This window comes from Escherichia whittamii (assembly GCF_014836715.1).
Classification (GTDB): domain Bacteria; phylum Pseudomonadota; class Gammaproteobacteria; order Enterobacterales; family Enterobacteriaceae; genus Escherichia; species Escherichia whittamii.
In genome coordinates, this window is the sequence record NZ_JACSQI010000006.1 from 72,203 (window position 1) to 98,281 (window position 26,079).

General features: G+C 50.6%; 27 protein-coding genes and 1 pseudogene. 9 read left to right on the forward strand and 19 right to left on the reverse strand.

Annotation, left to right across the window (positions count from 1 at the left end):
• Position 1 precedes the first annotated feature (1 nt).
• From uspD to H9644_RS11285, 3 genes are all read right to left on the reverse strand, one after another.
• Positions 2–430 (reverse strand): universal stress protein UspD, encoded by a 429-nt coding sequence (gene uspD / locus H9644_RS11275; protein WP_064530284.1) that lies wholly within the window; start codon positions 428–430, stop codon positions 2–4.
• 30 nt (positions 431–460) lie between these two features.
• Positions 461–760 carry a DUF406 domain-containing protein gene (locus H9644_RS11280; protein ID WP_032204720.1) on the reverse strand — a complete coding sequence of 100 codons (300 nt, stop codon included), beginning with the start codon at positions 758–760 and terminating at the stop codon, positions 461–463.
• 211 nt (positions 761–971) lie between these two features.
• Positions 972–1,412 (reverse strand): DUF805 domain-containing protein, encoded by a 441-nt coding sequence (locus tag H9644_RS11285; RefSeq protein ID WP_064530283.1) that lies wholly within the window; start codon positions 1,410–1,412, stop codon positions 972–974.
• Positions 1,413–1,512: 100 nt separating this feature from the next.
• Here H9644_RS11285 and H9644_RS11290 point away from each other — a divergent pair, with 100 nt between their 5' ends.
• Positions 1,513–2,112: a YiiQ family protein gene (locus H9644_RS11290; protein WP_064530282.1), complete on the forward strand. Its 600-nt coding sequence runs from the start codon at positions 1,513–1,515 to the stop codon at positions 2,110–2,112.
• Between the two features lie 107 nt (positions 2,113–2,219).
• Complete coding sequence (gene tpiA, locus H9644_RS11295; protein WP_001216325.1) at positions 2,220–2,987, forward strand: triose-phosphate isomerase; 768 nt, start codon at positions 2,220–2,222, stop codon at positions 2,985–2,987.
• Between the two features lie 54 nt (positions 2,988–3,041).
• On the opposite strand, the gene cdh is transcribed toward tpiA, so the two are convergent.
• From cdh to cpxP, 5 genes are all read right to left on the reverse strand, one after another.
• A complete protein-coding gene (gene cdh, locus H9644_RS11300) occupies positions 3,042–3,797 on the reverse strand; it encodes a CDP-diacylglycerol diphosphatase (protein WP_064530281.1) in 756 nt (251 codons plus the stop codon).
• 101 nt (positions 3,798–3,898) lie between these two features.
• On the reverse strand, positions 3,899–4,888 hold the full coding sequence (gene sbp, locus H9644_RS11305) for a sulfate/thiosulfate ABC transporter substrate-binding protein Sbp (RefSeq protein WP_064530280.1): 990 nt from the start codon (positions 4,886–4,888) through the stop codon (positions 3,899–3,901).
• 319 nt (positions 4,889–5,207) lie between these two features.
• Positions 5,208–6,170 (reverse strand): 6-phosphofructokinase, encoded by a 963-nt coding sequence (gene pfkA / locus H9644_RS11310; protein ID WP_032185626.1) that lies wholly within the window; start codon positions 6,168–6,170, stop codon positions 5,208–5,210.
• Between the two features lie 180 nt (positions 6,171–6,350).
• Positions 6,351–7,253, reverse strand: a complete 903-nt coding sequence (gene fieF / locus H9644_RS11315; protein WP_064530279.1) for a CDF family cation-efflux transporter FieF — start codon at positions 7,251–7,253, stop codon at positions 6,351–6,353.
• Positions 7,254–7,401: 148 nt separating this feature from the next.
• Complete coding sequence (gene cpxP / locus H9644_RS11320; protein WP_064530335.1) at positions 7,402–7,902, reverse strand: cell-envelope stress modulator CpxP; 501 nt, start codon at positions 7,900–7,902, stop codon at positions 7,402–7,404.
• A gap of 149 nt (positions 7,903–8,051) precedes the next feature.
• Here cpxP and cpxR point away from each other — a divergent pair, with 149 nt between their 5' ends.
• A complete protein-coding gene (gene cpxR, locus H9644_RS11325; protein ID WP_064530278.1) occupies positions 8,052–8,750 on the forward strand; it encodes an envelope stress response regulator transcription factor CpxR in 699 nt (232 codons plus the stop codon).
• Positions 8,747–10,120 carry an envelope stress sensor histidine kinase CpxA gene (cpxA, locus tag H9644_RS11330; RefSeq protein WP_000580414.1) on the forward strand — a complete coding sequence of 458 codons (1,374 nt, stop codon included), beginning with the start codon at positions 8,747–8,749 and terminating at the stop codon, positions 10,118–10,120. Before cpxR ends, cpxA begins: the two co-directional genes overlap by 4 nt.
• 319 nt (positions 10,121–10,439) lie before the next feature.
• On the opposite strand, the gene yiiM is transcribed toward cpxA, so the two are convergent.
• The gene (gene yiiM / locus H9644_RS11335; RefSeq protein WP_191774621.1) at positions 10,440–11,114 is read right to left on the reverse strand and encodes a 6-hydroxyaminopurine reductase; all 675 of its coding nucleotides are present in this window, start codon (positions 11,112–11,114) and stop codon (positions 10,440–10,442) included.
• Positions 11,115–11,267: 153 nt separating this feature from the next.
• Here yiiM and H9644_RS11340 point away from each other — a divergent pair, with 153 nt between their 5' ends.
• Complete coding sequence (locus H9644_RS11340; RefSeq protein WP_191774623.1) at positions 11,268–12,158, forward strand: dihydrodipicolinate synthase family protein; 891 nt, start codon at positions 11,268–11,270, stop codon at positions 12,156–12,158.
• 55 nt (positions 12,159–12,213) lie between these two features.
• Here H9644_RS11340 and kdgT read toward each other — a convergent pair whose 3' ends face one another.
• The gene (gene kdgT, locus H9644_RS11345; RefSeq protein ID WP_064530275.1) at positions 12,214–13,197 is read right to left on the reverse strand and encodes a 2-keto-3-deoxygluconate transporter; all 984 of its coding nucleotides are present in this window, start codon (positions 13,195–13,197) and stop codon (positions 12,214–12,216) included.
• A gap of 259 nt (positions 13,198–13,456) precedes the next feature.
• Positions 13,457–14,077: a superoxide dismutase [Mn] gene (sodA, locus tag H9644_RS11350; protein WP_001296619.1), complete on the reverse strand. Its 621-nt coding sequence runs from the start codon at positions 14,075–14,077 to the stop codon at positions 13,457–13,459.
• Between the two features lie 284 nt (positions 14,078–14,361).
• Here sodA and H9644_RS21735 point away from each other — a divergent pair.
• Positions 14,362–14,613, forward strand: a pseudogene (locus H9644_RS21735) (L-rhamnose/proton symporter RhaT); the annotation flags it as partial.
• 6 nt (positions 14,614–14,619) lie between these two features.
• The gene (rhaM, locus tag H9644_RS21740; RefSeq protein WP_064530334.1) at positions 14,620–14,934 is read left to right on the forward strand and encodes an L-rhamnose mutarotase; all 315 of its coding nucleotides are present in this window, start codon (positions 14,620–14,622) and stop codon (positions 14,932–14,934) included.
• 94 nt (positions 14,935–15,028) lie between these two features.
• Here rhaM and H9644_RS11365 read toward each other — a convergent pair whose 3' ends face one another.
• Entirely contained in the window at positions 15,029–15,769 is a 741-nt protein-coding gene (locus H9644_RS11365) for a MipA/OmpV family protein (RefSeq protein ID WP_064530274.1), read from the reverse strand.
• A 124-nt stretch (positions 15,770–15,893) separates the two neighbouring features.
• Between H9644_RS11365 and H9644_RS11370 the strand changes: the two genes are divergently transcribed.
• Positions 15,894–16,868 (forward strand): LysR family transcriptional regulator, encoded by a 975-nt coding sequence (locus H9644_RS11370; protein WP_191774625.1) that lies wholly within the window; start codon positions 15,894–15,896, stop codon positions 16,866–16,868.
• Here H9644_RS11370 and H9644_RS11375 read toward each other — a convergent pair.
• On the reverse strand, positions 16,865–18,001 hold the full coding sequence (locus H9644_RS11375) for an HlyD family secretion protein (protein ID WP_191774627.1): 1,137 nt from the start codon (positions 17,999–18,001) through the stop codon (positions 16,865–16,867). The two genes, H9644_RS11370 and H9644_RS11375, sit on opposite strands and share 4 nt — an antisense overlap.
• A gap of 5 nt (positions 18,002–18,006) precedes the next feature.
• Positions 18,007–18,330 (reverse strand): DUF3302 domain-containing protein, encoded by a 324-nt coding sequence (locus tag H9644_RS11380; RefSeq protein WP_064530271.1) that lies wholly within the window; start codon positions 18,328–18,330, stop codon positions 18,007–18,009.
• Positions 18,331–18,500: 170 nt separating this feature from the next.
• On the opposite strand from H9644_RS11380, the gene H9644_RS11385 reads away from it, so the two are divergent.
• Complete coding sequence (locus H9644_RS11385; protein WP_157945704.1) at positions 18,501–18,827, forward strand: hypothetical protein; 327 nt, start codon at positions 18,501–18,503, stop codon at positions 18,825–18,827.
• A gap of 223 nt (positions 18,828–19,050) precedes the next feature.
• Here H9644_RS11385 and aldB read toward each other — a convergent pair whose 3' ends face one another.
• The 5 genes from aldB to H9644_RS11410 form a co-directional block, all read right to left on the reverse strand.
• Positions 19,051–20,589: an aldehyde dehydrogenase AldB gene (gene aldB / locus H9644_RS11390; RefSeq protein ID WP_064530269.1), complete on the reverse strand. Its 1,539-nt coding sequence runs from the start codon at positions 20,587–20,589 to the stop codon at positions 19,051–19,053.
• 165 nt (positions 20,590–20,754) lie between these two features.
• On the reverse strand, positions 20,755–21,906 hold the full coding sequence (yiaY, locus tag H9644_RS11395; RefSeq protein ID WP_064530268.1) for an L-threonine dehydrogenase: 1,152 nt from the start codon (positions 21,904–21,906) through the stop codon (positions 20,755–20,757).
• A 188-nt stretch (positions 21,907–22,094) separates the two neighbouring features.
• Positions 22,095–23,939 carry a selenocysteine-specific translation elongation factor gene (gene selB / locus H9644_RS11400; RefSeq protein WP_064530267.1) on the reverse strand — a complete coding sequence of 615 codons (1,845 nt, stop codon included), beginning with the start codon at positions 23,937–23,939 and terminating at the stop codon, positions 22,095–22,097.
• Entirely contained in the window at positions 23,936–25,327 is a 1,392-nt protein-coding gene (selA, locus tag H9644_RS11405; RefSeq protein ID WP_064530266.1) for an L-seryl-tRNA(Sec) selenium transferase, read from the reverse strand. The genes selB and selA overlap by 4 nt, the downstream gene beginning before the upstream one ends.
• A gap of 97 nt (positions 25,328–25,424) precedes the next feature.
• Complete coding sequence (locus H9644_RS11410; protein WP_000766696.1) at positions 25,425–26,033, reverse strand: glutathione S-transferase; 609 nt, start codon at positions 26,031–26,033, stop codon at positions 25,425–25,427.
• Between the last annotated feature and the right edge of the window lie 46 nt (positions 26,034–26,079).

Below are 26,079 nucleotides of genomic sequence, written 5' to 3' on the forward strand. Positions count from 1 at the left end.
GTTACTTATCGATAAACGGCACGATGAGCAGGTCCGCACTCAACTTATTGATCATCCCGCGGTATGCCGGCATCAAACGGTTGATAAATGAGTGGTGATGACCACAGACAAGGAGGTCGCACTGCTCATTTTGCATAATTTCTAGCAGTGTTTCCGGCATTTCTCCGCGCTCAATACGCAGTTTTGTCTTCGGCCACTGAATATTTTTCGTCAGTTTATACAGCTTGTTATCCGACTTATCTTTCAACAGTTGAAGAATATCTTCTGTTGCAGGGAAGTAAATGCCCGGATACAACTCACTTAAGCCATCATCAATATGAATTAACGTCAGGTGAGCGTCATTATGTCTGGCGAGATCCAGGGCTTTGTTCACCAGTAAGGCATCTTCTTCATTTCCGGAAATTGCCACGCCAATGTGTTTATAAGCCATGTTTAACTCCTTCCTTCTAAAGCGACTCCATCAAGCTAACGAACGCAGGGATAACTCAAAAATAATCATCTCGGCCTGGCATGAGAAGGTGAAGGCCGCATCAAGCTCAACTTGCCCCTCCAGATCCTTAATCTTATAGGCCACACTGGCCCCTTCATCCGCAGAGGATGCAGTGGCGGCAAGCTCTTTCAGTTTGGTCATAAAGGACTCTGCTTCTTCGCGGGTGGCAAAAAAGCGCGAAAACTTACTGGTACAGTTGTCGTTATCAATCACCGTACCGATATCAATCGCACATCCTTTAGTACTGCATTTATCTACGACATCTTTCATAGGGCACCTCTGTATATTCGCCTCTCTGTCGATTACGACTTAAGAATAATGCGCCGTTAAGAGAAGAACAAACAAGTAATGATCTTATGGATTACCATTTTTTTTGATATTGCTTAAGGTGAGGAAATGAGGAGGATTTTCCGGGCATTGTCATATCCTGCGTGGAAATAACGATCCCGGAAAAAAATAGCAATAAGAGATATATTAAAGGTTAATTACTTGATTTATTGTCGGCTTTATACTTCACATCCAGAGTATCTTTGCCAAATTTATTTTCGCCCTGCGTACCGACAAATGCGCCAAGATCAATAAGCATCATCACCAGAATCAACGTCGGGACAAAACGCCCAACCGTCCATTGCCAGACGCCCGGTAAAATCGCCCAGTTACCCGCCAGCAGCATCCACGCTACAATCATCAAAAATGCCCATGCGCCGGAACGCCCGCGATCGTGCAGCCGTTTGACCGTTACTGCCGCTGTCGGCCAAAGTAAGCACACCAGGCAAAACGCGGCGGTCTGGATATCGAGTAAGTTTTTACCTGCCAGTGAGAAAAGCACCAGCATGCCAACGAACCAGAGGCCAATCCAAATCCAGAAATCACGGCGCCCAATACGCCCTTTAAACGAGAATAACCATTGCTGTATGGTCATGTAAGTTCCTTGATGGTTGTCTTTTCCAGGATTCTACCCTTTTGACAAGGGAGACAGATATCGTTTTAATCGGAGTCAGTCATAACAAAAGGTACTGTCGATGAAGCCAGGGTTTGCGCTGTTTTTTCTCTTATGTTCTGCATCAGCCGTTAGCACAACGGTGCATGCACAAACACCAGGTACGGCGACCACTGCGCCCTATCTGCTTGCTGGCGCCCCTACCTTCGACCTCTCCATCAGCCAGTTTCGAGAAAACTTTAACAGCCAGAACCCCAACCTGCCACTGAACGAGTTTCGCGCCATCGACAGCAGCCCCGACAAAGCCAATCTGACTCGCGCCGCCAGTAAAATTAACGAGAACTTGTATGCCTCTACGGCGCTGGAGCGCGGCACTTTAAAAATCAAAAGCATTCAAATTACCTGGCTACCAATCCAGGGACCAGAGCAAAAAGCCGCCAAAGCGAAAGCTCATGAATACATGGCGGCGGTGATCCGCACACTCACCCCGCTGATGACCAAAACACAAAGCCAGAAAAAGTTGCAATCGCTCCTTACTGCGGGGAAAAACAAACGTTATTACACCGAGACAGAAGGCGCACTGCGCTATGTTGTCGCGGACAACGGCGAAAAGGGACTGACCTTCGCTGTTGAACCGATTAAGCTGGCGCTATCTGAATCGCTTGAAGGGTTGAATAAATGACAAAAAGCAAAGCCTTTGTGCGGATGAATCTCTATACTGTTTCACAGACCTGCTGCCCTGCGGGGCGGCCATCTTCCTTTATTCGCTTATAAGCGTGGAGAATTAAAATGCGACATCCTTTAGTGATGGGTAACTGGAAACTGAACGGCAGCCGCCACATGGTTCATGAGCTGGTTTCTAACCTGCGTAAAGAGCTGGCAGGCGTTGCTGGCTGTGCGGTTGCAATCGCACCACCGGAAATGTACATCGATATGGCGAAGCGTGAAGCTGAAGGCAGCCACATCATGCTGGGTGCGCAGAACGTGGATCTGAACCTGTCCGGCGCATTCACCGGTGAAACCTCTGCTGCTATGCTGAAAGACATCGGCGCACAGTACATCATCATCGGCCACTCTGAACGTCGTACTTACCACAAAGAGTCTGACGAACTGATCGCGAAAAAATTCGCGGTGCTGAAAGAGCAGGGTCTGACTCCGGTTCTGTGCATCGGTGAAACCGAAGCTGAAAACGAAGCGGGCAAAACTGAAGAAGTTTGCGCACGTCAGATTGACGCTGTGCTGAAAACTCAGGGTGCTGCGGCATTCGAAGGTGCGGTAATCGCTTACGAACCAGTATGGGCAATCGGTACTGGCAAATCTGCAACTCCGGCTCAGGCACAGGCTGTTCACAAATTCATCCGTGACCACATCGCTAAAGTTGACGCTAACATCGCTGAACAAGTGATCATTCAGTACGGCGGCTCTGTAAACGCGTCTAACGCTGCAGAACTGTTTGCTCAACCAGACATCGACGGCGCGCTGGTTGGCGGTGCTTCTCTGAAAGCTGACGCTTTCGCAGTAATCGTTAAAGCTGCAGAAGCGGCTAAACAGGCTTAAGTCTGACAGGTGCCGGATTTCATATCCGGCACTTACTTTCCTTAACTCTTCGCCTTAACGCAAAATCTCACACTGATGATCCTGAATTTCTTCGGCTGAAGCACGGTTAAGCGTCAGTAGATTTCGTTGTGTCGCCAGCAATACAAATGAGTTATCACTCTGCCGTACCATCGCCAGCCCGTAGCTTCCCATATGTTCCCGCGCCTCAGGCACTTCTTCCGCCAGCATCATAAATGGGCTGCGTTGTACCAGTTCGCTTTCCGTTACCCGACGCGCCAGGTATTCATGCCCGCGCAAACCACCTGGCAGCGGCAACCAGCGGCTGCTGATGTTCGCCAGATTGTTATCCAGCTGTTCGCGCACATCAGGACGAATACAAGAGATATGAATATGAAAATGGTTTTGCGTACGCCCGGTGCGGGAGTTGATCGCCAAAGAAACCGCGCGATCGGGAACCGGCTGGCCGTATTTTTTGCTCATGAAATCACGCGCCTGCCAGGCTAACCAGAAGAAATTAGGCGTTGAAGGATCGGTTAACAATGGACTTTCAGTGCCGTTAATACGATACGTTGGCATCAACAAATATTGCAGAGGACCGTTAAGGTCTTTTAAAACCACGTATCCGGCATTGGGTTTGACTTCCGCACATGGCGAAGGGTTTTGGTTTTGCTGCTGATTGGGTAAACATTGCTCAAGAACTATCTGACGTAACGTGTCCGACTCTGCACCGGTTAATTTCCAGTAACCAATACCGGCAGCCACAACGGCGATAACTATCATCACCAAAAAAAGAAGACCTGCTTTTTTCATCTTTTTTTCCCTGTACCTCAAAGAGATACAAGGGTAACGCAAAATCGTGACAATAAAAAACCCGGTCGCGAGATGCCACCGGGCTGATAATCTTAAAAGTATTAACGTTTACTGATTTGGTCAAACGTACCGCCGTTAGAGAAATGCTCTTTTTGCGCTTTCGTCCAGCCACCGAACTCTTCATCAATGGTGAATAACTTCAGCTTCGGAAAGGCATTTTCATATTTTTTCGCTACCTGAGGATCGCGCGGACGATAGTAGTTTTTAGCCGCAATCTCCTGACCTTCTGGCGAGTAGAGATAGTTCAGATACGCTTCCGCCACCTCTTTGGTGCCTTTTTTCTCCACCACTTTATCGACAACTGACACCGTAGGCTCTGCAAGAATAGACTCGCTCGGCGTGACGATTTCGAATTTATCTTTCCCCAGTTCATTCGCCGCCAGCAGAGCTTCGTTTTCCCAGGCAATCAGCACGTCGCCAATGCCGCGCTCGACAAAGGTATTCGTTGAACCGCGCGCGCCGGAATCCAGCACTTCGACGTTTTTATATAACGACTGCACGAATTCCTGCGCTTTTGCCTGATCGTTGTTGTTGTGATGCAGGGCATATCCCCAGGCTGCCAGGTAGTTCCAGCGAGCACCACCAGAGCTTTTCGGGTTCGGGGTGATCACCGAAACTCCGGGCTTAATCAAATCGTTCCAGTCGTGAATCTGCTTCGGATTACCCTTACGCACCAGGAAGACAATGGTAGAAGTATAAGGTGCGGAGTTATCCGGCAGACGCTTGATCCACGCTTTATCAATACGGCCACGTTCAGCAATGGCATCCACATCATAGGCTAACGCCAGCGTGACGACATCAGCTTCTATGCCATTGATTACCGACGTCGCCTGTTTACCCGAACCGCCGTGCGACTGGCGAATCACCACATTATCGCCAGTTTGCTGTTTCCAGTGGGCGCTGAAGGCTTTGTTGTACTGTTCGTACAGTTCGCGCGTTGGATCATACGAAACGTTAAGAAGCTGAATATCCTTTGCCATCACGCTGGTCGCTGCCAGCAAAAATGTTAACCCTACGCCCCACTTGTTCATCGCCCGGCTCTCTTATGTTGTGTTGTGATAAGCAAAGCGTGCCAGAAGGTGAACCAAACATTAAAGAATAAAAAAAGATTGGCTATAACTTGCGGGTATATGTTGAAGAGTTAAAAAGGCGGAATGAATCCGCCCCATATTGCTGACAAAGTGCGCTTTGTTCATGCCGGATGCGGCATGAACGCCTTATCCGGCCTACAAAAGCTTGCAAACTCAATAGATTGCAGAATTTATGTAGGCCTGATAAGCGAAGCGCATCAGGCATTTTTGCCTCTGTCATCGGTTTCAGGCTAAAGAAATCTGCCTTTTTCCGAAATCATTAATACAGTTTTTTCGCGCAGTCCAGCCAGTCACCTTTGAACGGACGCTTCATGTTTTCGATAGCATCGATGATGTCATGGTGAACCAGTTGTTCGTTCTGAATACCTACGCAACGACCACCGTAGCCTGCCAGCAGCAGATCGATAGCGTAAGCGCCCATACGGGAAGCCAGAATACGGTCGTAAGGTACCGGGGAACCACCACGCTGGATGTGGCCCAGCACAGTTGCGCGGGTTTCACGGCCAGTTTCTTTTTCGATGAAATGAGCCAGCTCGTCGACGTCACACATATGTTCAGTGATCGCCACAATCGCGTGTTTTTTACCTTTCGCGATACCGGCTTTGATTTCGTTTACCAGATCGTCACGACTGAATTCAACTTCCGGAACCACAACGAATTCACAGCCACCAGCAATAGCCGCAGCCAGAGTCAGATCGCCACAGTAGCGGCCCATCACTTCCACCACGGAAATACGTTGGTGAGAAGAAGAGGTGTCACGCAGACGGTCGATGGCTTCAACAACAGTGCTCAACGCAGTGAAGAAACCAATGGTGTAGTCAGTACCTTTGATGTCGTTGTCGATAGTGCCCGGCAGACCGATGCACGGGAAGCCCATTTCGGTCAGACGCATTGCACCCATGTAGGAACCGTCACCGCCGATAACCACCAGCGCGTCGATACCACGTTTTTTCAGGTTTTCGATAGCCACGGCGCGGATGTTCTCGTCGCGGAATTCCGGGAAGCGTGCAGAACCGAGGAATGTACCACCACGGTTGATCATGTCAGACACGCTGTAACGGTCTAGCTGTACCATACGGTCTTCATACAGACCCAGATAGCCGTCATAAATGCCCATTACTTCCAGACCTTCTGTCAGCGCAGAACGAACAACCCCGCGAATTGCGGCGTTCATGCCTGGCGCATCACCGCCGCTTGTCAACACACCGATTTTCTTAATCATGACTACCTCTGAACTTTGGAATGCAAAATGAAATCTGTTGCCGGAAGTCTTCTTGCACATCGAAGTGATCCAACGAATGTACAAATAGTATAACAATCACTTCCTGCTGAATTGATTCAGGTCAGGCCAAATGGCGGTATTTTATACACAAAATGCGGGTCTGGCTCTCTTTTGTACGGATTATGAAAGCGTAGACCGTTTACTCTCCCTGGGTACGACAGAACAAGGATCCTGATGGATAATCACATCTGAACCCGGAAAACGCCGTAAAATAGCCTGCTCTACCTGATCCGCCACCATATGTGCCTGAACCAAAGGCAGAGAGTCCTCCATTTCCAAATGAATCTGAATAAAGCGAGTCGGCCCTGACTGCCGCGTGCGAAGATCGTGAGCGCCGCTAACTCCCGGCCAGGAAGTCACGATATCAATAATTTCCTGTCGTTCGCCATCGGGCAGCGCGCGATCCAATAATGACTGGACCGCCTCATACCCCATGCGTAACGCGCTATATAAAATATAGATGCCGATTCCCAAAGCAAACAGGGCATCAGCACGATGCCAACCATACCAGGACAATCCCAGCGCCAGCAAAATCGCGCCGTTCATCATAACATCAGACTGATAATGTAGCATATCTGCCCGCACTGCCTGGCTTTGCGTCCGGCGAACGACCCAACGCTGAAACGAGACAAGGATAATCGTACAAATTAGCGCCACAATAGTCACGATAACCCCAACACCCGGGTCTTTCATCGGTGTCGGAGAAACCAAATGCTGAATACCGGTCAAAAACAGGAACAGCGCGGAACCGGAGATAAACATACTTTGCGCCAGCGCGGCGAGCGACTCAGCTTTACCGTGACCAAAGGAGTGATTATCGTCGGCAGGTTGCAGTGAGTAACGCACGACCAATAAGTTAGTTAAGGACGCGCCGATATCCACCAGCGAATCTACCAGCGCAGCGAGAATACTCACTGATCCGGTATACCACCATGCAAAAATTTTAATCAGTAATAACAGCGAAGCCATCGCCGTTGCAGCGATCGCTGCCCGACTGACCAGCTGCCCATAAGATTGATTCATAAATACTCCCGCTATCAACTGACGGTAGTATAACGGATGCAAATCATCTGCAATGCATCAAGTAACAGGCAAATTGAGGATAAAAAAAACCCCCACATCATGTGGGGGAAGACAGGGATGGTGTCTATGGCAAGGAAAACAGGGTTTACTACTGGGAACGTGAGTTGCTACTACTCAATAGCTTCAACGATGAACTTTTTTGCCATTGCGTCACGTCGCGCAACTGCTCCATTCGTTGTTGATGTTTCTCGTTTAAAACCGCTTGCTGCTCCGGCGTTAACAGGTGATACATTTGGTTGCGGACTTTTGCCATCTCAACCTGGCGAGCGATTTGTTCTTTCGCCATTTTTTCTGCCTGAGCGCGCACAGCGTTTTCATCAAAATTTTCTGCGGTGACAAGGCGATGCATTGTCTCCATTTCGCTAACATTAACAGGAGGCTGTTCGTGCCGGGCCTGTTGCATAAGATCTCGCATCTGCTGACGCTGATGTTCGGTTAAACTTATGCCGTCGAACATATGGCTCTGCGTACTGCGCTGCGTAAGTTCTTCGCCCGGATGCCAGTTATCGCCTGAACCGACTTCAGCAGCGTGGCTTAATGAACTGACTGCCAGCGTTGAGGCCATGACGGCAACGGTAACTATGCGCATCATTTGCTCCCAAAATCTTTCTGTCGCGATTCAACGATAGAGAGTTTACGATTCAGGCTGCAAACATGCGTCAGGGGGTGTAAAACAACGTAAAGTCATGGATTAGCGACGTCTGATGACGTAATTTCTGCCTCGGAGGTATTTAAACAATGAATAAAATCCTGTTAGTTGATGATGACCGAGAGCTGACTTCCCTGTTAAAGGAGCTGCTCGAGATGGAAGGCTTCAACGTGATTGTTGCCCACGACGGGGAACAGGCGCTTGATCTTCTGGACGACAGCATTGATTTACTTTTGCTTGATGTGATGATGCCGAAGAAAAATGGTATCGATACGCTGAAAGCACTTCGCCAGACACACCAGACGCCAGTCATTATGTTGACGGCTCGCGGCAGTGAACTTGATCGCGTCCTCGGCCTTGAGCTGGGTGCAGATGACTATCTCCCGAAACCATTTAACGATCGTGAACTGGTTGCGCGTATTCGCGCGATCCTGCGCCGTTCGCACTGGAGTGAGCAACAGCAGAACAGCGATAACGGTTCGCCGACGCTGGAAGTTGACGCCTTAGTGCTGAATCCAGGCCGTCAGGAAGCCAGCTTCGACGGGCAAACACTGGAGTTAACCGGTACTGAATTTACTCTGCTCTACCTACTGGCGCAGCATCTGGGTCAGGTGGTTTCTCGCGAGCATTTAAGTCAGGAAGTACTGGGCAAACGCCTGACGCCTTTCGACCGTGCTATCGATATGCATATTTCCAACCTGCGTCGTAAGCTGCCGGATCGTAAAGACGGTCATCCGTGGTTTAAAACATTGCGTGGTCGCGGCTATCTGATGGTTTCCGCTTCATGATAGGCAGTTTAACCGCGCGCATCTTCGCCATCTTCTGGCTGACGCTGGCGCTGGTGTTGATGTTGGTTTTAATGTTACCCAAGCTCGACTCACGCCAGATGACCGAGCTTCTGGATAGCGAACAGCGTCAGGGGCTGATGATTGAGCAGCATGTCGAAGCGGAACTGGCGAACGATCCACCCAACGATTTAATGTGGTGGCGTCGCCTGTTCCGGGCCATTGATAAGTGGGCGCCGCCAGGCCAGCGTTTATTACTGGTGACCACTGAAGGCCGCGTGATCGGCGCTGAACGCAGCGAAATGCAGATCATTCGCAACTTTATTGGACAAGCAGATAACGCCGATCATCCGCAGAAGAAAAAATATGGCCGCGTGGAACTGGTCGGTCCGTTCTCCGTGCGTGATGGCGAAGATAATTACCAGCTTTATCTGATTCGTCCGGCCAGCAGTTCTCAATCCGATTTCATCAACTTACTGTTTGACCGCCCGCTATTACTGCTGATTGTCACCATGTTGGTCAGTACGCCGCTGCTGTTGTGGTTGGCCTGGAGTCTGGCAAAACCGGCGCGTAAGCTGAAAAACGCTGCTGATGAAGTTGCCCAGGGGAACTTACGCCAGCATCCGGAACTGGAAGCGGGGCCACAAGAATTTCTTGCCGCAGGTGCCAGTTTTAACCAGATGGTGACCGCGCTGGAACGTATGATGACCTCCCAGCAGCGCCTGCTTTCTGATATCTCTCACGAGCTGCGCACGCCATTGACGCGTCTGCAACTGGGTACGGCGTTACTGCGTCGCCGTAGTGGTGAAAGCAAGGAACTGGAGCGTATTGAAACCGAAGCCCAGCGTCTGGACAGCATGATCAACGACCTGTTGGTGATGTCACGTAATCAGCAGAAAAACGCGCTGGTGAGCGAGACAATCAAAGCCAACCAGCTGTGGAACGAAGTGCTGGATAACGCGGCGTTCGAAGCGGAGCAAATGGGCAAATCGTTTACCGTTAACTTCCCGCCGGGGCCGTGGCCGCTGTACGGCAACCCGAATGCCCTGGAAAGTGCGCTGGAAAACATTGTTCGTAATGCTCTGCGTTATTCCCATACGAAGATCGAAGTAGGCTTCGCGGTAGATAAAGACGGTATCACCATTACGGTGGATGATGATGGTCCTGGCGTTAGCCCGGAAGATCGCGAACAAATTTTCCGTCCGTTCTATCGTACCGATGAAGCTCGCGATCGTGAATCTGGCGGTACGGGTCTGGGGCTGGCGATTGTCGAAACCGCCATCCAGCAGCACCGTGGTTGGGTGAAAGCCGAAGACAGCCCGCTGGGCGGTTTGCGGCTGGTGATTTGGCTGCCGCTGTATAAGCGGAGTTAAACACCGCGCAGGACGGATAAAGCGTTTACGCCGCATCCGGCGTTTGAGCAGGATGCCTGATGCGACGCTGATCGCGTCTTATCAGTCATACAATATCTGCTGAAATTCTTGCTTTTGTAGGACGGATAAGGTGTTTACGCCGCATCCGGCATTTGAGCAGAATGCCTGATGCGACGCTGGTCGCGTCTTATCAGGCCTACAACATCTGCTGAAATTATTGCTTTTGTAGGACGGATAAGGCGTTTACGCCGCATCCGGCATTTGAGCAGAATGCCTGATGCGGCGCTGATAGCGTCTTATCAGGCCTACTCTCTGGGAATTATTTCCCCCACAACCGCCGTGAATTATCTTCAATCTTGCCGCTAAGTCGGCGCTTCTGCATCGTTCGCGTCCAGCTTTTCGATAGCCCAGCGGCAGAAAGCAAACGGTGATACTGCTCATCATCAAACGGCATATGCCATGCGATGGCGACAGCCTCTTGCACGGTCACATCGCTAACGCGGGAAACCAGCTCAAGCGGCGCATCAGCAGATACCTGCCCCGGCGCAATCACGCTATACAGCCAGCCGACTTTACCCGTGTTTTGCATCAACTGCGCTATATCACTGATATCAAAGTGGTAATTGAGTTTGTAGCACGGAGAGCGCGGCTGGGTGACCTGAATCAACGCCTCTCCCCAGCGGAAAATATCACCTATAAAAACATTGCTTTCCGTCAGGCCATCGGTTGAGAGGTTTTCACCAAACGCAGGTGCAACAAACAACTCCGCCTGTTCCGGAAATTCCCGCGCCCAGTAGAGATAATGCTCGCGAGGATAATGACACAGCGCCCTGTCCGGCCCACCGTGAACTATTTTCTCCGCCTGCTCGTCACCTTCCAGACCCAGTTCTGTCAGCATCAACTCACCATCGACCTGGACTTTCGCAATCGCGCTGGGTTTGCTTTCGGGATAAGCCTGTATTTTGCCTGTGTATACATCAACCGGATATCGCATCTGTTCCCTCTCCACCGAGAAATTTCCCCATTAGACCATATTTATTTTACGTCAGGCGCGCAAAATGAGAGCACGGTTCACATGACGACGTCTTATAAATGTTATCAATGAGATGTTTTTTGAAACACTATTTCATTATCAGGAGTGTACAACGTGACCGAGCAAACACAGTTTTCTGGCGTCTGGTGTCCTTCCATCACACCGATGGATAAAGACGGGAATGTAGACCTTAACGGACTGAAGCAGCATCTGCAGCGACTCACTGACGCTAACATCGATGTGATATTGCTAATGGGAAGCATTGGTGAGTTTGCTTCCTTCACCCTGGAAGAGAGGCTCATGCTTATCCGCGAAGCGCGTTCCATGAGCACATTAAAAATGGTGGCCAACGTCTCGTCCACCTGCACACATGATGTACTGGTGATGGCGCAAGAAGCGTATCGCGTTGGGTACGATGCGGTGATGATCCTCCCGCCTTACTACTACGGCCAGACGGCGAAGCAATTATTAAGCTATTTTCGCCATCTGGGTCGCGAATTACAGGGCAAATGGTTCGCATATAACTTCCCGGCGCGGACCGGTTGTGATTTAACCCCAGACCTGGTTGCCACACTGGCGAGTGAGTTTCCTGAGTTTGCAGGAATTAAAGATACCGTCGATTGCCAGTCACACACCCGCAGCATGATTCAGGCAACTCAGGCTGTGCGTCCTGATTTTGCGGTGCTTTCGGGGTATGACGAATATTTCATTCCTAATCTGCTGGCCGGTGGCGCGGGGATAATCTCTGGCTTAAATAACGTCATGCCGGAGCTGTTTGTTGAAGCACGCGAAGCCTTCAAGAATGGCAATCTCGCTGCCCTACATGAAATTCAGCAACAGATCGGCACTTATATGTCCATCTACGCCATCGGTGAGGATTTTGTCACCACCATTAAGACGGTGGTATCACGTAAGTTTGGTTACTGCACAGGAGTGTCGCGCAATGTCGGTGGAGAGTTAACAGAAAGCGAATGTCGGACGATTGATGAGGTGTTTGTTATTTAAGGTAAAACGCCGGATGAACGTCAATTCATCCGGCGATAATATGGCATAAGAGAGATTATTTCACCGTCCCCAGAATTTCGATCTTCGCCACTCTGGCTTTGGCTTTACGTGACCAGACAGAGGTAAGAATTGGCACCAGAATCGAAGTCACAATTACCGCCGTCGCCACCAACGAAGTTGCCGCAGGCGCCATCGGTTTAAAAGCCGGGATCATTTCCGCAATCAGTACCGGCGTAGCCACCGCGGCCCCGGCTGAACTGGAGGCGGCAATTCCGGCAGTGCCATCGCCACCACCAATCAATTTATCGGCAATAATCAACGGAATACCGGTCACGATAATCACCGCCACGCCCAACAGGATCCCCAACAAACCTGTCTGGGCAATCACGGTTAAATCAATGGTATTGCCCAGCGCGAAAGCAAAGAACGGGATCAGCGTCTGCACCGCTTTGCTGAAAAACTCGCGCAATTCAGGATCAAGGTTCCCCAGTGCGAAGCCCACCAGGAACGGCAACACTGCGCCAACGAAAACATGCGGCTCAAACGAAGCAATCCCGGCGGTTCCCAGAATAATCATCGTCATTAGCGGACCAGATTCCAGCGACATCAAAACAAATGCCCCGGCCTCTTCTTTGGTGCCGTACTGCTGCATGATAGAGGCATACAGACCGCCGTTGGTCATGTCCATTGCCGCCACCAGCGCCAGCGTTGAAAGCCCGGCAAAGAATCCAACTTCGACACCGTGCTCAGGAATAATGCGCGAAGCAATTGCCGCAACCACCCACGCAACGGCAATTTTGGTTACCACCAGCGTACCGGATTTACGCAACACTGTTCCCGTCGCGCTTAATTTGATAGACGCCCCCATGCAGAAAAACCACACCGCCAGAATAGGCACCGTGCCGGTAATCATCCCGTTGGTGAATGATCCAAAATATTTTCCCGCCCCCGGCGAGAAGGTGTGACACAGTGCGCCAAGGAACAGCGGGATGAGCATCATCCCCCCCGGGATTTTCTCTATCGTGCGTTTTATCTGCATTTTCATCACCTGTTGGCATATTTTTATAGGCTGATGCGAAGTTCCTTAACGGAGCATCAGTGTTGATGGAAATGAAGATAGACATTCAACAGAGCAATAAAAGTGATCAAAACCACATCAATTGAAACGTTGTTTTAATTTTATAGGATCATTGTTTTTATTTTGAAATTGATCACAAAAAAACCACCGCTATGTGCGATGGTTTGTTTTTTATGCTGGCAAACGGCGTAAACGCCTCATTGCAGCAGGCAATATGCGATTATTTTTTCGCCGCGAAACGTGCCGCAGCTTCGTCCCAGTTCACCACGTTCCAGAACTCTTTAATGTAGTCTGGACGACGGTTCTGGAATTTCAGGTAGTAAGCGTGTTCCCACACATCCAGGCCCACAATCGGGAAGCCGGAAGCGCCAGAAATGGCTTCGCCCATCAGCGGGGAGTCCTGATTAGCAGTAGAAACCACCGCCAGTTTATCGCCTTTTTGCACCAGCCATGCCCAGCCGGAACCAAAGCGGGAAGCTGCCGCTTTCTCAAATTCTGCTTTGAAGTTATCAACGGAACCGAAATCACGTTCGATAGCCGCTTTCAGATCGCCCTGCAGGGTGGTGCCTTTTTTCAGACCTTTCCAGAACAGGCTGTGGTTAGCGTGACCGCCAGCGTTGTTGCGCAGAACGGTTTTTTTGTCTGCTGGCAGCTGGTCCAGTTTGGTGATCAGCTCTTCAACCGGCAGGTTGGCGAATTCTGGCAGGCTTTCCAGCGCCGCATTGGCGTTGTTGACGTAGGCCTGATGGTGTTTGGTGTGGTGGATTTCCATGGTCTGCTTATCGAAGTGCGGTTCCAGGGCATCGTAAGCATACGGCAGGGATGGCAGGGTATAGCTCATATTCATCTCCAGTATTGTCGGGCGGCCGATTGTTAATGCCGCGTAAGCAGTTGGTTCATTATAGTTAATTAAATGATATTGAAAATGATTATCGATGCCGTACTTTTCGTAAGGATATGGTTTTGCAGGAAAATGCCTGAGATGTGAGCCAAATCACCCACTTAATGCCGTGATTGCCAGTAAATCGGCAACGGCGGCAACAGGCGAAAGGTTAATCGACTACACAATTTTTACACTCATCTCGTCGGAGATGTGACGCGACGAAAAATGATGAGGATAAAAGAATGAGTAACGCGATTATGATGGGGATTTTTTGGCATTTGATCGGCGCGGCCAGTGCAGCCTGTTTTTACGCTCCGTTCAAAAAAGTAAAAAAATGGTCATGGGAAACCATGTGGTCAGTCGGTGGGATTGTTTCGTGGATTATTCTGCCGTGGGCCATCAGCGCCCTGTTACTACCGAATTTCTGGGCGTATTACAGCTCGTTTAGTCTCTCTACCCTGCTGCCTGTTTTTCTGTTCGGCGCGATGTGGGGGGCAAACATACTCCGCAAAACCTTTGTGATGCAGGTAAACCCCGATGCTCACGCAGAGTATCAGCGTCGGCATAACCCGATCTGGCCGGAACTGGAAGCTGTATTGAAATCCCACGGCGCGCATAACTACGCCATCTATCTCGATAAAGCGCGAAATTTGCTGTTTGCCACGGTAGAGATTGAATCTGAAGAATGGTGGAATGCGGTTGCCAGCACTGAAGTCTGCCAACGTTGGAGGAAGCATATGCAGGACGTGATGCCCGCTAATCCGGATAACAGCCCGGTCAGTAGCGAGCTGCAAGACGTGTTTTACATGGCATAATCCACTGCGGTGCCGGATCCCCCTCAGACACCGCGATGACAATTGATTAATATAGATTTCGCTGACGCAATTTATCCAACATCTCCCGGGTCAATTAAAAACGCCAACTCACTCCGGTGACAAAAGTAAAACTTTCATTACGGTCAATCATTGGGCTGTTAGTGATCTCTTCCGGCAGCTCGCTGTATCCGGCACTCGCCATTAATACGACGTGTTCTCCGATGGGGTATTTTGCCGTCAGGCTGACATAAGGCACCCAGGCATCTTGCGCGGTATAACTCGCCAGACCGCTGCGACGAGACTCGCTCTCTGAAATGCCATAGTAATAGTCACTGAAATTCTCGTCATAATAGAGAACGCCAAGAGCAGGTGTCAGCGACAGGCGACCTATCTGCATTTTGTGGAATAACGATAACTCACCCACCCAACCGTTACTGTTATCCAGAACATCAGCCGCCGCAGAAGCCTTCACGGTCCCCCAACGCTCATGGTGATACCAGGCAACACCCGCCATTGCCGTGCTGTCACGCTTATCGAGTTGTTGCATAGCATGGTCGTCATTATCAGCAGGATCAAATTCCAGTGGCATCCAGGATGCCGTCAGGCTAAGTTCATTTTTTTCACTTTGCGACAGAATAAAACCTAACGTGGTCTGGCGGACATAAAAAGAATCGCTCTCATAACTGATCAGCGGAATTGCTTTGGTATTTTCATTATAACCGCGATAAGGCGATTCATTATAAACTGCGCCAGTACCAACGGATAATTCTGCAGCAGTTGCACTTGCCATAAAAGGCATAAAAAATAACGCCACAATATTTCGGTTAATTAACATGTCCGACATTCCATTTTAAATTAAGATAAAAAAGAGTCGGCATAGTAATGCTTACAATTTCTCCGGTGCAAGATTCATATTTATATAGTAATATATAAAATTATATATAAATTGGACTGTTGCGATGACAAAATTACAACTCAAGTACCGGGAGTTAAAAATTATCTCGGTAATCGCTGCCAGTGAAAATATCAGCCATGCAGCTACCGTGCTTGGCATCGCGCAGGCCAATGTCAGTAAATATCTTGCTGATTTTGAATCAAAAGTGGGTTTAAAAGTCTTTGACAGAACCACACGGCAACTAATGCTGACGCCTTTTGGCGCCGCACTATTACCGTACATTAATGATATGCTCGACAGAAACGAGCAGCTTAATAATTTTATTGCAGATTATAAGCATGAGAAACGTGGTCGGGTTACCATCTACGCACCAACTGGCATTATTACCTATTTATCCAAACACGTTATCGACAAAATTAAAGATATCGGTGAAATCACCTTATCGCTAAAAACCTGCAATCTTGAGCGCAACGCTTTTTATGAAGGCGTCGAATTTCCCGATGATTGTGATATTTTAATCAGCTACGCGCCACCAAAAGATGAATCGCTGGTTGCCAGTTTTATTACGCAATATGCAGTAACCGCCTATGCCAGCCAAACTTATCTTGAGAAACATCCCATTAGCCAACCAGACGAACTTGAACATCACTCCTGTATTTTGATCGATTCGATGATGATCGATGACGCGAATATCTGGCGCTTCAACGTCGCCGGAAGTAAAGAAGTGCGTGATTATCGTGTTACGGGAAATTACGTCTGCGACAATACTCAGTCGGCGCTGGAGCTGGCGCGAAATCACCTGGGGATTGTGTTTGCGCCAGACAAAAGTGTGCAGAGCGACCTGCAAGACGGCACGCTGATCCCCTGTTTCCAGCAACCGTATGAATGGTGGCTGGATCTGGTGGCTATCTTCCGTAAACGGGAATACCAGCCCTGGCGGGTCCAGTATGTGTTGGACGAGATGCTGCGTGAAATTCGCCACCAGCTTGCCCAGTCGCAGCAACTGCGGCCTGAACAAGCGGCGGAAAACAAAGATTAATGGTCGAGATAAAGGTAATGCACCCAGCTGGTCATGCGTAACAGCACTTTGCGCATGACCGAAACATGGCTGAAATGATCGGAATAGACCGCCACCTGGGCGTAAATACCGTCTGGTAATGCGCTCAAATCAATATGCTCATCCAGCTCAATGGTCGCGATAACGCCATCAGAACCTGGTGCTGTATTTAAGGACTGTAAAGTGCCGGTCGACTGATAAGCCCCTCCGGGAACGGCTGGACTGATGGCTGCCAACTTACCGCTGAAGACCTTACCTGGCAGGGCATTAAACACCACTTCCGCATCATCGCCGGGGGCCAGGCGCAGCAAGGAGTTCTGGCGGAACTGTGCCACGATTTGTCGTTTCTGATCGGGTATAAACACCATTACCGGACGCAGCGGCAGCGACGCGGCATACGTTCCTGGACGAATCAGTACCTGAGTCACGTAACCGTCGCTCGGCGCACGCACTACCGTCTGCTCAAGGTTATATTTTGCTTCCGCAAGCTGCGCTTTCAGGCTGGCGATTTGTGAATGCTCCCCCAACACCAGGCTGTCGAGTTGGCTCTGGATCTGTTTTTGTTCCGCCGCCGATGACTTCACTGAGGCTTCCTGCGCCAGATAATTTTGCCGCGCCACATCGATATCCCGTTCTGAAAACGGGTTTACTTTCGCCTGACTGCCGCGTGCGTAACGCTGGTACTCTTTAGCAAATTTATCCCGTGTAACCTTTGCCTGCTGGGTATTCGCCACCATCTCATCTAACTCTGCACCCAATGCCCGCTGCTTATGTTCTTCGGTGACGATATCCGCCATCAGCCGATCTACTCGTGCCTGATAACGCGTCGGGTCCAGTCGGAATAGCACCTCACCTTTTTTAATCAGCGTATTTTTCTTATCCGTCACTTCAATTACTACACCCGTCACCTGCGGAACAACCGGAATGGAAATAACTGCTTTTTGCGCTTTAAAGGTATATGGATGGTTATAGTTCATTAATAGAATTAAGCCACTGACAATAAATATGCCGCCCAGTGCCGCAGTAGGGACAGTCCATTTATTCACGGGAATTTTAAAAATCTTAAACATTGCCCATGCGAAAGCCACATAGGTCAAAATAATCAGTAAATCCATAAATATTACTCGGCAGAAGGGGCTTTCATATCAGCGAGCTGTTTCTCCAGCCCGGCAATACGCTGTTGCAGTTGTATAATGGATGAATCATGACTTTGCATTCCCCATCCCCGCTCCGGGCGGTAAAGCGTGGCCCAAATCCACAAAAAGGGCCAGATAACGTGCAGCGTAAACAAACTCACCCAACCGGCAACATGAATGGCATCGGCATGAGGATGGTTGCGTTTTTTCGCAATCAGGTAGGGAATATCATGTAAAATAATAATCCCATAGAAGATCACCAGGAATACAAAAATAAGCACTCCCAGTGCAAAATAATCCAGGAACATATTTTCCTCAGAGAATATAAAAAAGAACAATTAACACATATTATGAAATGCCATAATGCAGTGCAATTTCCTTATTTATATAACGGCATATTGTTTTATATATACTTTCTGAAATGTGCTGTCTGGCTTTTCAACAGCTCGAAGCTTATCATATTGAAATAATGGAATTATTGGCCAAACTTATGAATAACACCAGCAACACATCTACAGTGCAGCTTAAACGTATTAAACCATCAATTATCTACCGTTTATTGCTGATTGGCCTCGGTACGCCATTGGTTATCTACGGCCTGGTTTGCGGTATTTTAGGCATGTTTGGCTACGACCAGGTGAGATGGAACGACACCGTGATACACGGCCTACTGGCCCTGCCTGCGGGATTGCTTGCAGGCCTGTCAGTCAGTGTGTTCCTCACCGTACTGATTGGCACCATCGCTTGTTTTGGTCTGTGGTTGTACAGCCTGGTTCGCCCGCTCACTATCGAAACGCGAGATTAAACGCCGGGCAGCTTCCGCCAGAAACGCACTTCTGTTGGCGTAATCAGGATTATTGCGCACGTAGGTTTCAATTGACGCATAAATAAAGCGCAGATTGTAACAACGTGCGCTTTGTTTATGCCGGATGCGGCGTGTACGCCTTATCCGGCCTACGCCGTAGGCATGATAAGACGCGTAAGCGTCGCATCAGGCAATGAATACCCGATGCGACCAGCTTCTTACATCAGAACAGCCCCAACGGTTTATCCGAGTAGCTCACCAGTAGGCACTTGGTTTGCTGATAATGTTCCAGCATCATCTTATGGGTTTCGCGCCCGATGCCCGACTGTTTGTAGCCGCCAAACGCTGCGTGTGCCGGGTAGGCATGATAACAGTTGGTCCACACGCGCCCAGCCTGAATGCCGCGCCCCATCTTATAGGCAAGATTGCCGTTACGACTCCAGACGCCTGCGCCCAAACCATATTGTGTATCGTTCGCCAGCTCCAGCGCCTCATCCATCGTTTTGAAGGTGGTTACCGCCAGCACCGGGCCAAAAATTTCTTCCTGGAACACACGCATATTGTTCTGACCAAACAGGATTGTCGGTTCAAGGTAGTAGCCGTCTTTCAACTCACCTTCCAGCAGCTTACGCCGCCCGCCGGTGAGCACGTCTGCGCCCTCTTTTTTACCGATATCAATGTAATTGAGGATAGTTTCCAGTTGCCCATGAGATACCTGCGCGCCCATTTGCGTCACGCTGTCGAGCGGGTTACCGCTACGAATACCTTCAACACGGCGGATGGCGCGTTCCATAAAGCGTTCATAGATAGACTCCTGCACTAAAGCACGGCTTGGACAGGTACAGACTTCGCCCTGGTTAAAGGCAAATAGTGCAAAGCCTTCCAGCGCTTTATCGAAAAAGGCATCTTCTTCATCCATCACGTCAGCAAAGAAGATATTTGGCGACTTGCCGCCCAGCTCCAGCGTCACCGGAATAATATTTTGCGTGGCGTACTGCATAATCTGCTGGCCCACTTCCGTTGAGCCGGTAAATGCCACTTTGGCAATACGTTTTGAGGTCGCCAGATATTCGCCAATTTCGCCGCCCGCACCGTTTACCACGTTCACCACGCCTGGCGGCAGTAAATCACCAACGATCTCCATTAGCAGCAGTACAGAAAGCGGAGTGAGTCGTGCGGGTTTCAGCACCACGCAGTTGCCCGCCGCCAGCGCGGGCGCCATTTTCCAGCTCGCCATCAGCAACGGGAAGTTCCACGGGATAATCTGCCCCACCACGCCTAACGGTTCGTGGAAGTGATAAGCCACAGTTTCGCTATCGACTTCACTGATCCCACCTTCCTGCGCCCGAATACACGAGGCGAAATAGCGGAAATGGTCAATCGCCAGCGGCACATCGGCAGCACTGGTTTCGCGGATGGGCTTGCCGTTATCCCAGGTTTCTGCCGTCGCTAACAGCTCGAGGTTTTGTTCCATTCGATCCGCAATCTTAAACAGAATCGCCGCGCGATCCTGCACCGAGGTATGCGCCCATTTGTCTTTCACTTTATGCGCGGCATCCAGCGCCAGATCGATGTCGCGTTTGCCCGAAGACGCCACTTCGCACAGTAGCTGCCCGGTCACCGGCGTCAGGTTCTGGTAATACTCGCCGTCGGCGGGCGCGACCCATTCGCCGCCGATAAAGTTGTCATAGCGGGCTTTTAACTTGAGGGGGAAACCATACTCGCCGGGCTTAATCTGTGCTGAAGGGGGATTGTTGGTCATGGTAGTCTCCTTGCGGTGTGAGGTATAACAAGGGTAGACGTGACTGGCGAAATCTTCGCCAGCCGGTGACAGCTTTACGACGGCAATCACGAATTTACGGGCAAGGACTACAGAGATAGTTTCAGCAAAACGACTGACAACACGTCAGCCGTTACGAGAAGGTAATTACATCGCAGCGCGATAAATCGCCACAATTTCTTCGTGAGTTGCCTGAATCGGGTTAGTAAATCCGCAGGCATCTTTCAGGGCATTGGTCGCCAGTACCGCGAAATCTTCTTCTTTCACGTTCAGGTCCCGCAGACCTGCCGGAATATCGACTTTCTTCGCCAGTTCGCGGATAGCGTTAATGCAGGCTTCTGCACCTTCCGCGTCGTTTTTACCTGTCACATTCACACCCATCGCGGCAGCGCAGTCACGCAGACGTGCGGCGGCTACTTTGCTGTTGAATACCTGAACGTGCGGCAGCAGAACGGCGTTACATACACCGTGCGGCAGATTGTAGAAACCGCCTAACTGATGCGCCATCGCATGAACATAACCCAGGGACGCATTGTTGAACGCCATACCGGCGAGGAACTGGGCATAAGCCATCGCTTCGCGCGCTTTCGCATTGCTGCCATCTTCTACGGCTAACGGCAGGTTTTCGGCAATCATGGTCACGGCTTTCAGTGCACAAGCGTCAGTGATCGGCGTTGCGGCAATAGACACATACGCTTCGATAGCGTGTGTTAAGGCATCCATACCCGTTGCGGCAGTCAGCGACTTCGGCATTCCGATCATCAGAGAGGAGTCATTAACAGAAAGCAGCGGAGTCACGTGCTTATCCACAATCGCCATTTTGATGTGACGCGCTTCGTCAGTGATGATGCAGAAGCGGGTCATTTCAGACGCAGTACCCGCTGTGGTGTTAATGGCGATCATCGGCAACTGCGGTTTTGCAGAGCGGTCAACGCCTTCGTAATCGCGAATATCACCACCGTTGGCTGCCACCAGCGCAATGCCTTTCGCACAGTCGTGCGGGGAACCACCACCTAAAGAAATCACGCTATCGCAATTATTTTCTTTCAGTAGTTTCAGGCCTGCGGCGACGTTTTCTGTGGTTGGATTAGGCTGAGTGCCATCATAAATAACGCTAAAAATATCGCGTTCCTGTAAGGCTTTTTGCACATCACCCGCCATGCCTAATTTCGTCAACATATTGTCAGTGACAATCAATGTACGGGTAAATCCATAGTCTGCCATCATATTCATTGCATCATTCAATGAATCAGCACCGATGACATTCACAGAAGGAATAAAAAAGGTTGAAGCTGCCATAAAACACTCCTGGAAGAGTAAAAAGGGCTGGCAGCTTACAGAGGAATTTCATTCGAAAATATGATCGATATTACCGTTTATTAAAATATTTTTAATAAAAAGCACGTTATATTCATCAAATAACGTGCTTCCTTAATATTGATAATAATTTTGTATTAATTCATGTTTATTATGAATTAATAATTTCCTTACTTTTCGGGAAATAATAATGCGTCGCGCAATAAATGATCGTTTCCACGGCGCCGCGTAAAGCCAATACGGTCAAAATATTCCAGAATTTGAATTGCCAGCTTTCGGCCTACGCCTAAGCGATCGCGGAAATCCGCTGCGCAGGTCGAGCCACATTCCTGATCGAGATCGCGGATCATATTGGCAAACTCGACAATCCGATCGTTACGATAATAACGATCTTTAACGATCGCCGTAATTATCCCCTGCTGTGCCGCCTGCCGTAGTGTCAGACGCATTGCCTGTTCGTCAGTTCCCGTCTCTTTTGCCAGATCACGCACCCACCACGGCTCGTTGCCAAACAGCGGTTCCACTTTTTGCCAGATAGCCTGCTGCTCTTCACTGAATCCCGCTTTGTGATCCGGCAGATGCAGCCAACCATGATGGCTGTGAATGTCGCCACTTTCGCGCATCTTTTCAATCAGCAACAGCACCAGTGCTTCATCTTCCATCGGCAACGCCATGCGCCGCAGACGCTCGCGTCCCGGCCCTGGTTCATCACGATGTTGCTCATGATACGTTGCTAACGTGTCGAGAATTTTACGTTGCCAGCGGGCGGCAACCGGCGCATTCAACAAGCTATAACCAGCCTGAATATAGCCAGGCTGTTGCAGCAGTTCGCGCATCCCTTCGCCGTTGAGCTGGCGCGCCCAGGCGAAATCCGCAAGGTTAACCGCTCCGCGTTCCAGATGAACGGTCAGTGCGTCGGCATCGCTTTGTGTACGTGCAAGAGACGCCAGCCATTGCAAATATTCCGGCTTACGCTTGCCGCGACGTGGCGGGTTGAGCATCACCACGCGCGCCCCCGCCAGCGTGTTGCGGGCAGAGATATCGCGCAGCACTAAGCGATCGTTATCCGCCAGCCACAGCGGCGTGTCGAACACCAGTTCGGCCAGGTTATCTTCCAGCAGCGAAACGCGCCCCGTAACGTGGCTGGCGGCGTGGTGAATATGCAGCGGCTGCCACTGGGTCAACGGCGTATGGGCTTGAAGTTCGACAATGACCCGTGTGAACGGCTCTGGCGGTGCATCAGCCAGCAACCAGTCACCACGGTTAATCTGTTCTTTTTCTGCATCACCGGCAATATTAAGCGCAATACGCTGCCCGGCGTGGGCGGTTTCTGTTGGCTGATTCTGCGCATGCAGCGCACGCACACGCATCGGTTTATTTACCCCCGTCAGCCACAGCGAATCACCTACCTTCACTTCGCCGCTTAACGCCGTACCAGTGACCACCAGCCCGGCACCTTTTACGGTAAAAGCGCGATCGATAGCGAGGCGAAAACTGTGCTGACTGGCGTGTTCACGTTCCGGCAACTGAAGTAGATGTTCACGCAGAGCATCAATTCCCTGCCCTTCGGTTGCTGCGGTGACAAACAGTTTTGCCTCGGCAAAACCGTATTCCCGCAGCACCTCCTTTACCTGGCGTTCAACCTCATCAACACGTTCTTCATCCACGCGATCGGCTTTAGTCAGCGCCACTGTTAACATCGGGTTACCCGTCAGCTGCAAAATCGCCAGATGCTCACGGGTCTGCGCCATCACGCCGTCATCGCACGCCACCACCAGCAGCGCGTGATCGATACCCCCGACGCCCGCCAGCATATTAGAAAGAAACTTTTCATGGCCGGGAACATCAATAAATCCAGGCACACGTCCGTCCGGCTGCGGCCAGTAGGCATAGCCGAGATCGATGGTCATCCCACGCTTCTTTTCTTCCGGCAGACGGTCGGCATTTACGCCAGTAATCGCCTGTAATAACGTTGTTTTGCCGTGGTCAACGTGTCCGGCAGTCGCAATAATCATTTCAACAACATCTCCAAAAACCGTTGCTCATCTTCAAGGCAGCGTAAGTCCAGCCACAGACGCCCGTCATAAATGCGGCCAATCACCGGAATCGGCAATTCACGCCAGCGAGCAGCTAATGACTCAAGATGGCTACCGCGTCCGTCGTGGGGCGTAAACGTTAATGCCGCGCTCGGCAGGCGATCAACCGGCAGCGAACCACTACCAATCTGCGAAAGGCATGGCATAACCTGTACAGCAAACTCCGCACCGTAGTGAGCGGCAAGGGGTGCCTGTAACCGTTGCGCCTGGATTTGAATGACCTCTGCGCTGCGGGTAAGCAGACGCAGGGTCGGTAATTTTTCACTCAGTGCTTCTGGGTGCAAATAAAGACGTAACGTCGCTTCCAGCGCCGCGAGGGTCATTTTATCCGCGCGTAATGCACGCTTCAGCGGGTGGCTTTGCAAACGAGCGATCATCTCTTTTTTACCAACGATAATCCCTGCCTGCGGCCCGCCTAACAACTTGTCGCCGGAGAAGCTCACCAGGCTGACGCCCGCCGCAATCAACTCCTGCGGCATCGGCTCTTTTGGCAAACCATACTGGCTGAGATCTACCAGCGAACCACTGCCTAAATCAGTCACCACGGGAACATCCAGTTCTTTGCCGAGCGCCACCAGTTCCGCTTCGTCTATCGCTTTGGTGAAGCCTTGAATGCTGTAATTACTGGTATGCACCTTCATCAGCAGCGCGGTATTTTCATTCACTGCCTGACGATAATCATTCGCGTGCGTGCGGTTGGTCGTCCCCACTTCATGCAGAGTGCAGCCCGCCTGACACATTACGTCAGGAATACGAAACGCGCCGCCAATCTCCACCAGTTCGCCGCGAGAAACCACCACTTCTTTACCGCTGGCTGTTGCAGCTAACATCAGCAGCACCGCCGCCGCATTGTTATTGACGATACAGGCATCTTCTGCGCCGGTGATGCGACATAACAACTGCGCCAGCGCACGATCGCGATGCCCGCGTCCGGCGTCGTCCAGATCGTACTCCAGCGTCACCGGCGAACGCATAACTTGCGTAACGGCCTCAACCGCCGCTTCCGCCTGCAATGCCCGCCCAAGATTAGTATGCAGCACCGTTCCCGTCAGGTTGATCACCGGACGCAGCGCGCTCTGCGCCTCTTTCGCCAGACGAGCATCAACCTCTTGCGCCCAGTTTTCACACCATGCAGGCAGCGACTGGCTGTCGCGAATCATTTCCCGCGCTTCGTCGAGCATTTGACGTAGCAACTCCACGACTCGGGTATGGCCATAAGTATCACGCAAAGAAAGGAAAGAGCTATCACGCAATAAGCGATCGATAGCTGGAAGCTGACTATAGAGGGAACGCGTTTCGGTTGTCATAGGAAACCAGGCTCATCAAGGCCCTCTCGCACGGAGAAGGGCGTTTAACATAACCACGGATTGTAACGTGAGAAGCGTCAGGAGGACATATCGCGCATCAAGCCTTTGGCGGTTCGGTGCGAGCGAAGCTTTCGCGGCTAAACAGGTTTTCAACCAGTTTGACTAAGTGTGGGCGGTCGACACACCAGCCCGGCGCAACGCGGCGGAAATTGAGATACCCGACGGCACAGGCAATGGCGATAGTCGCCAGATTGACTGTATCGGTTTTGAGCGTGCCATCGACCAGATATCCTTCCAGCACATCCAGGCTACGGTTGATTTTCTCTCGCTGGCGTAACAATTCATCTTCAGACTGCTGCGCCGCAGGACGCGCCTGTTCGCGCACCGACACCAGCCCGGCATCCATAATGCCGTCGGCCAGCGCCTCAATTTTACGCACTCGCAGCGACTCCAGCGGATCGCGCGGCAACATCGCCGGAGCAACATTCATTAATTCAATATATTCGGCGATGATCGGCGAATCAAACCAGCATTCGCCCTCTTCGGTCACCAGCACCGGTACTTTCCCTAACGGATTAAATTGCGCCACGCCATTGTCCGCGTTATAGGGCAGTTCATTTATAAATTCGAAAGTAATGCCCTTTTCTAACAACAGAATAGAAAGTTTGCGTACAAACGGGCTGGTGTAGCTACCGATGAGTTTCATGCCGGGTCCTTTGTGCGAGGAAAAATATCAGTATGGCCCAGGCTCA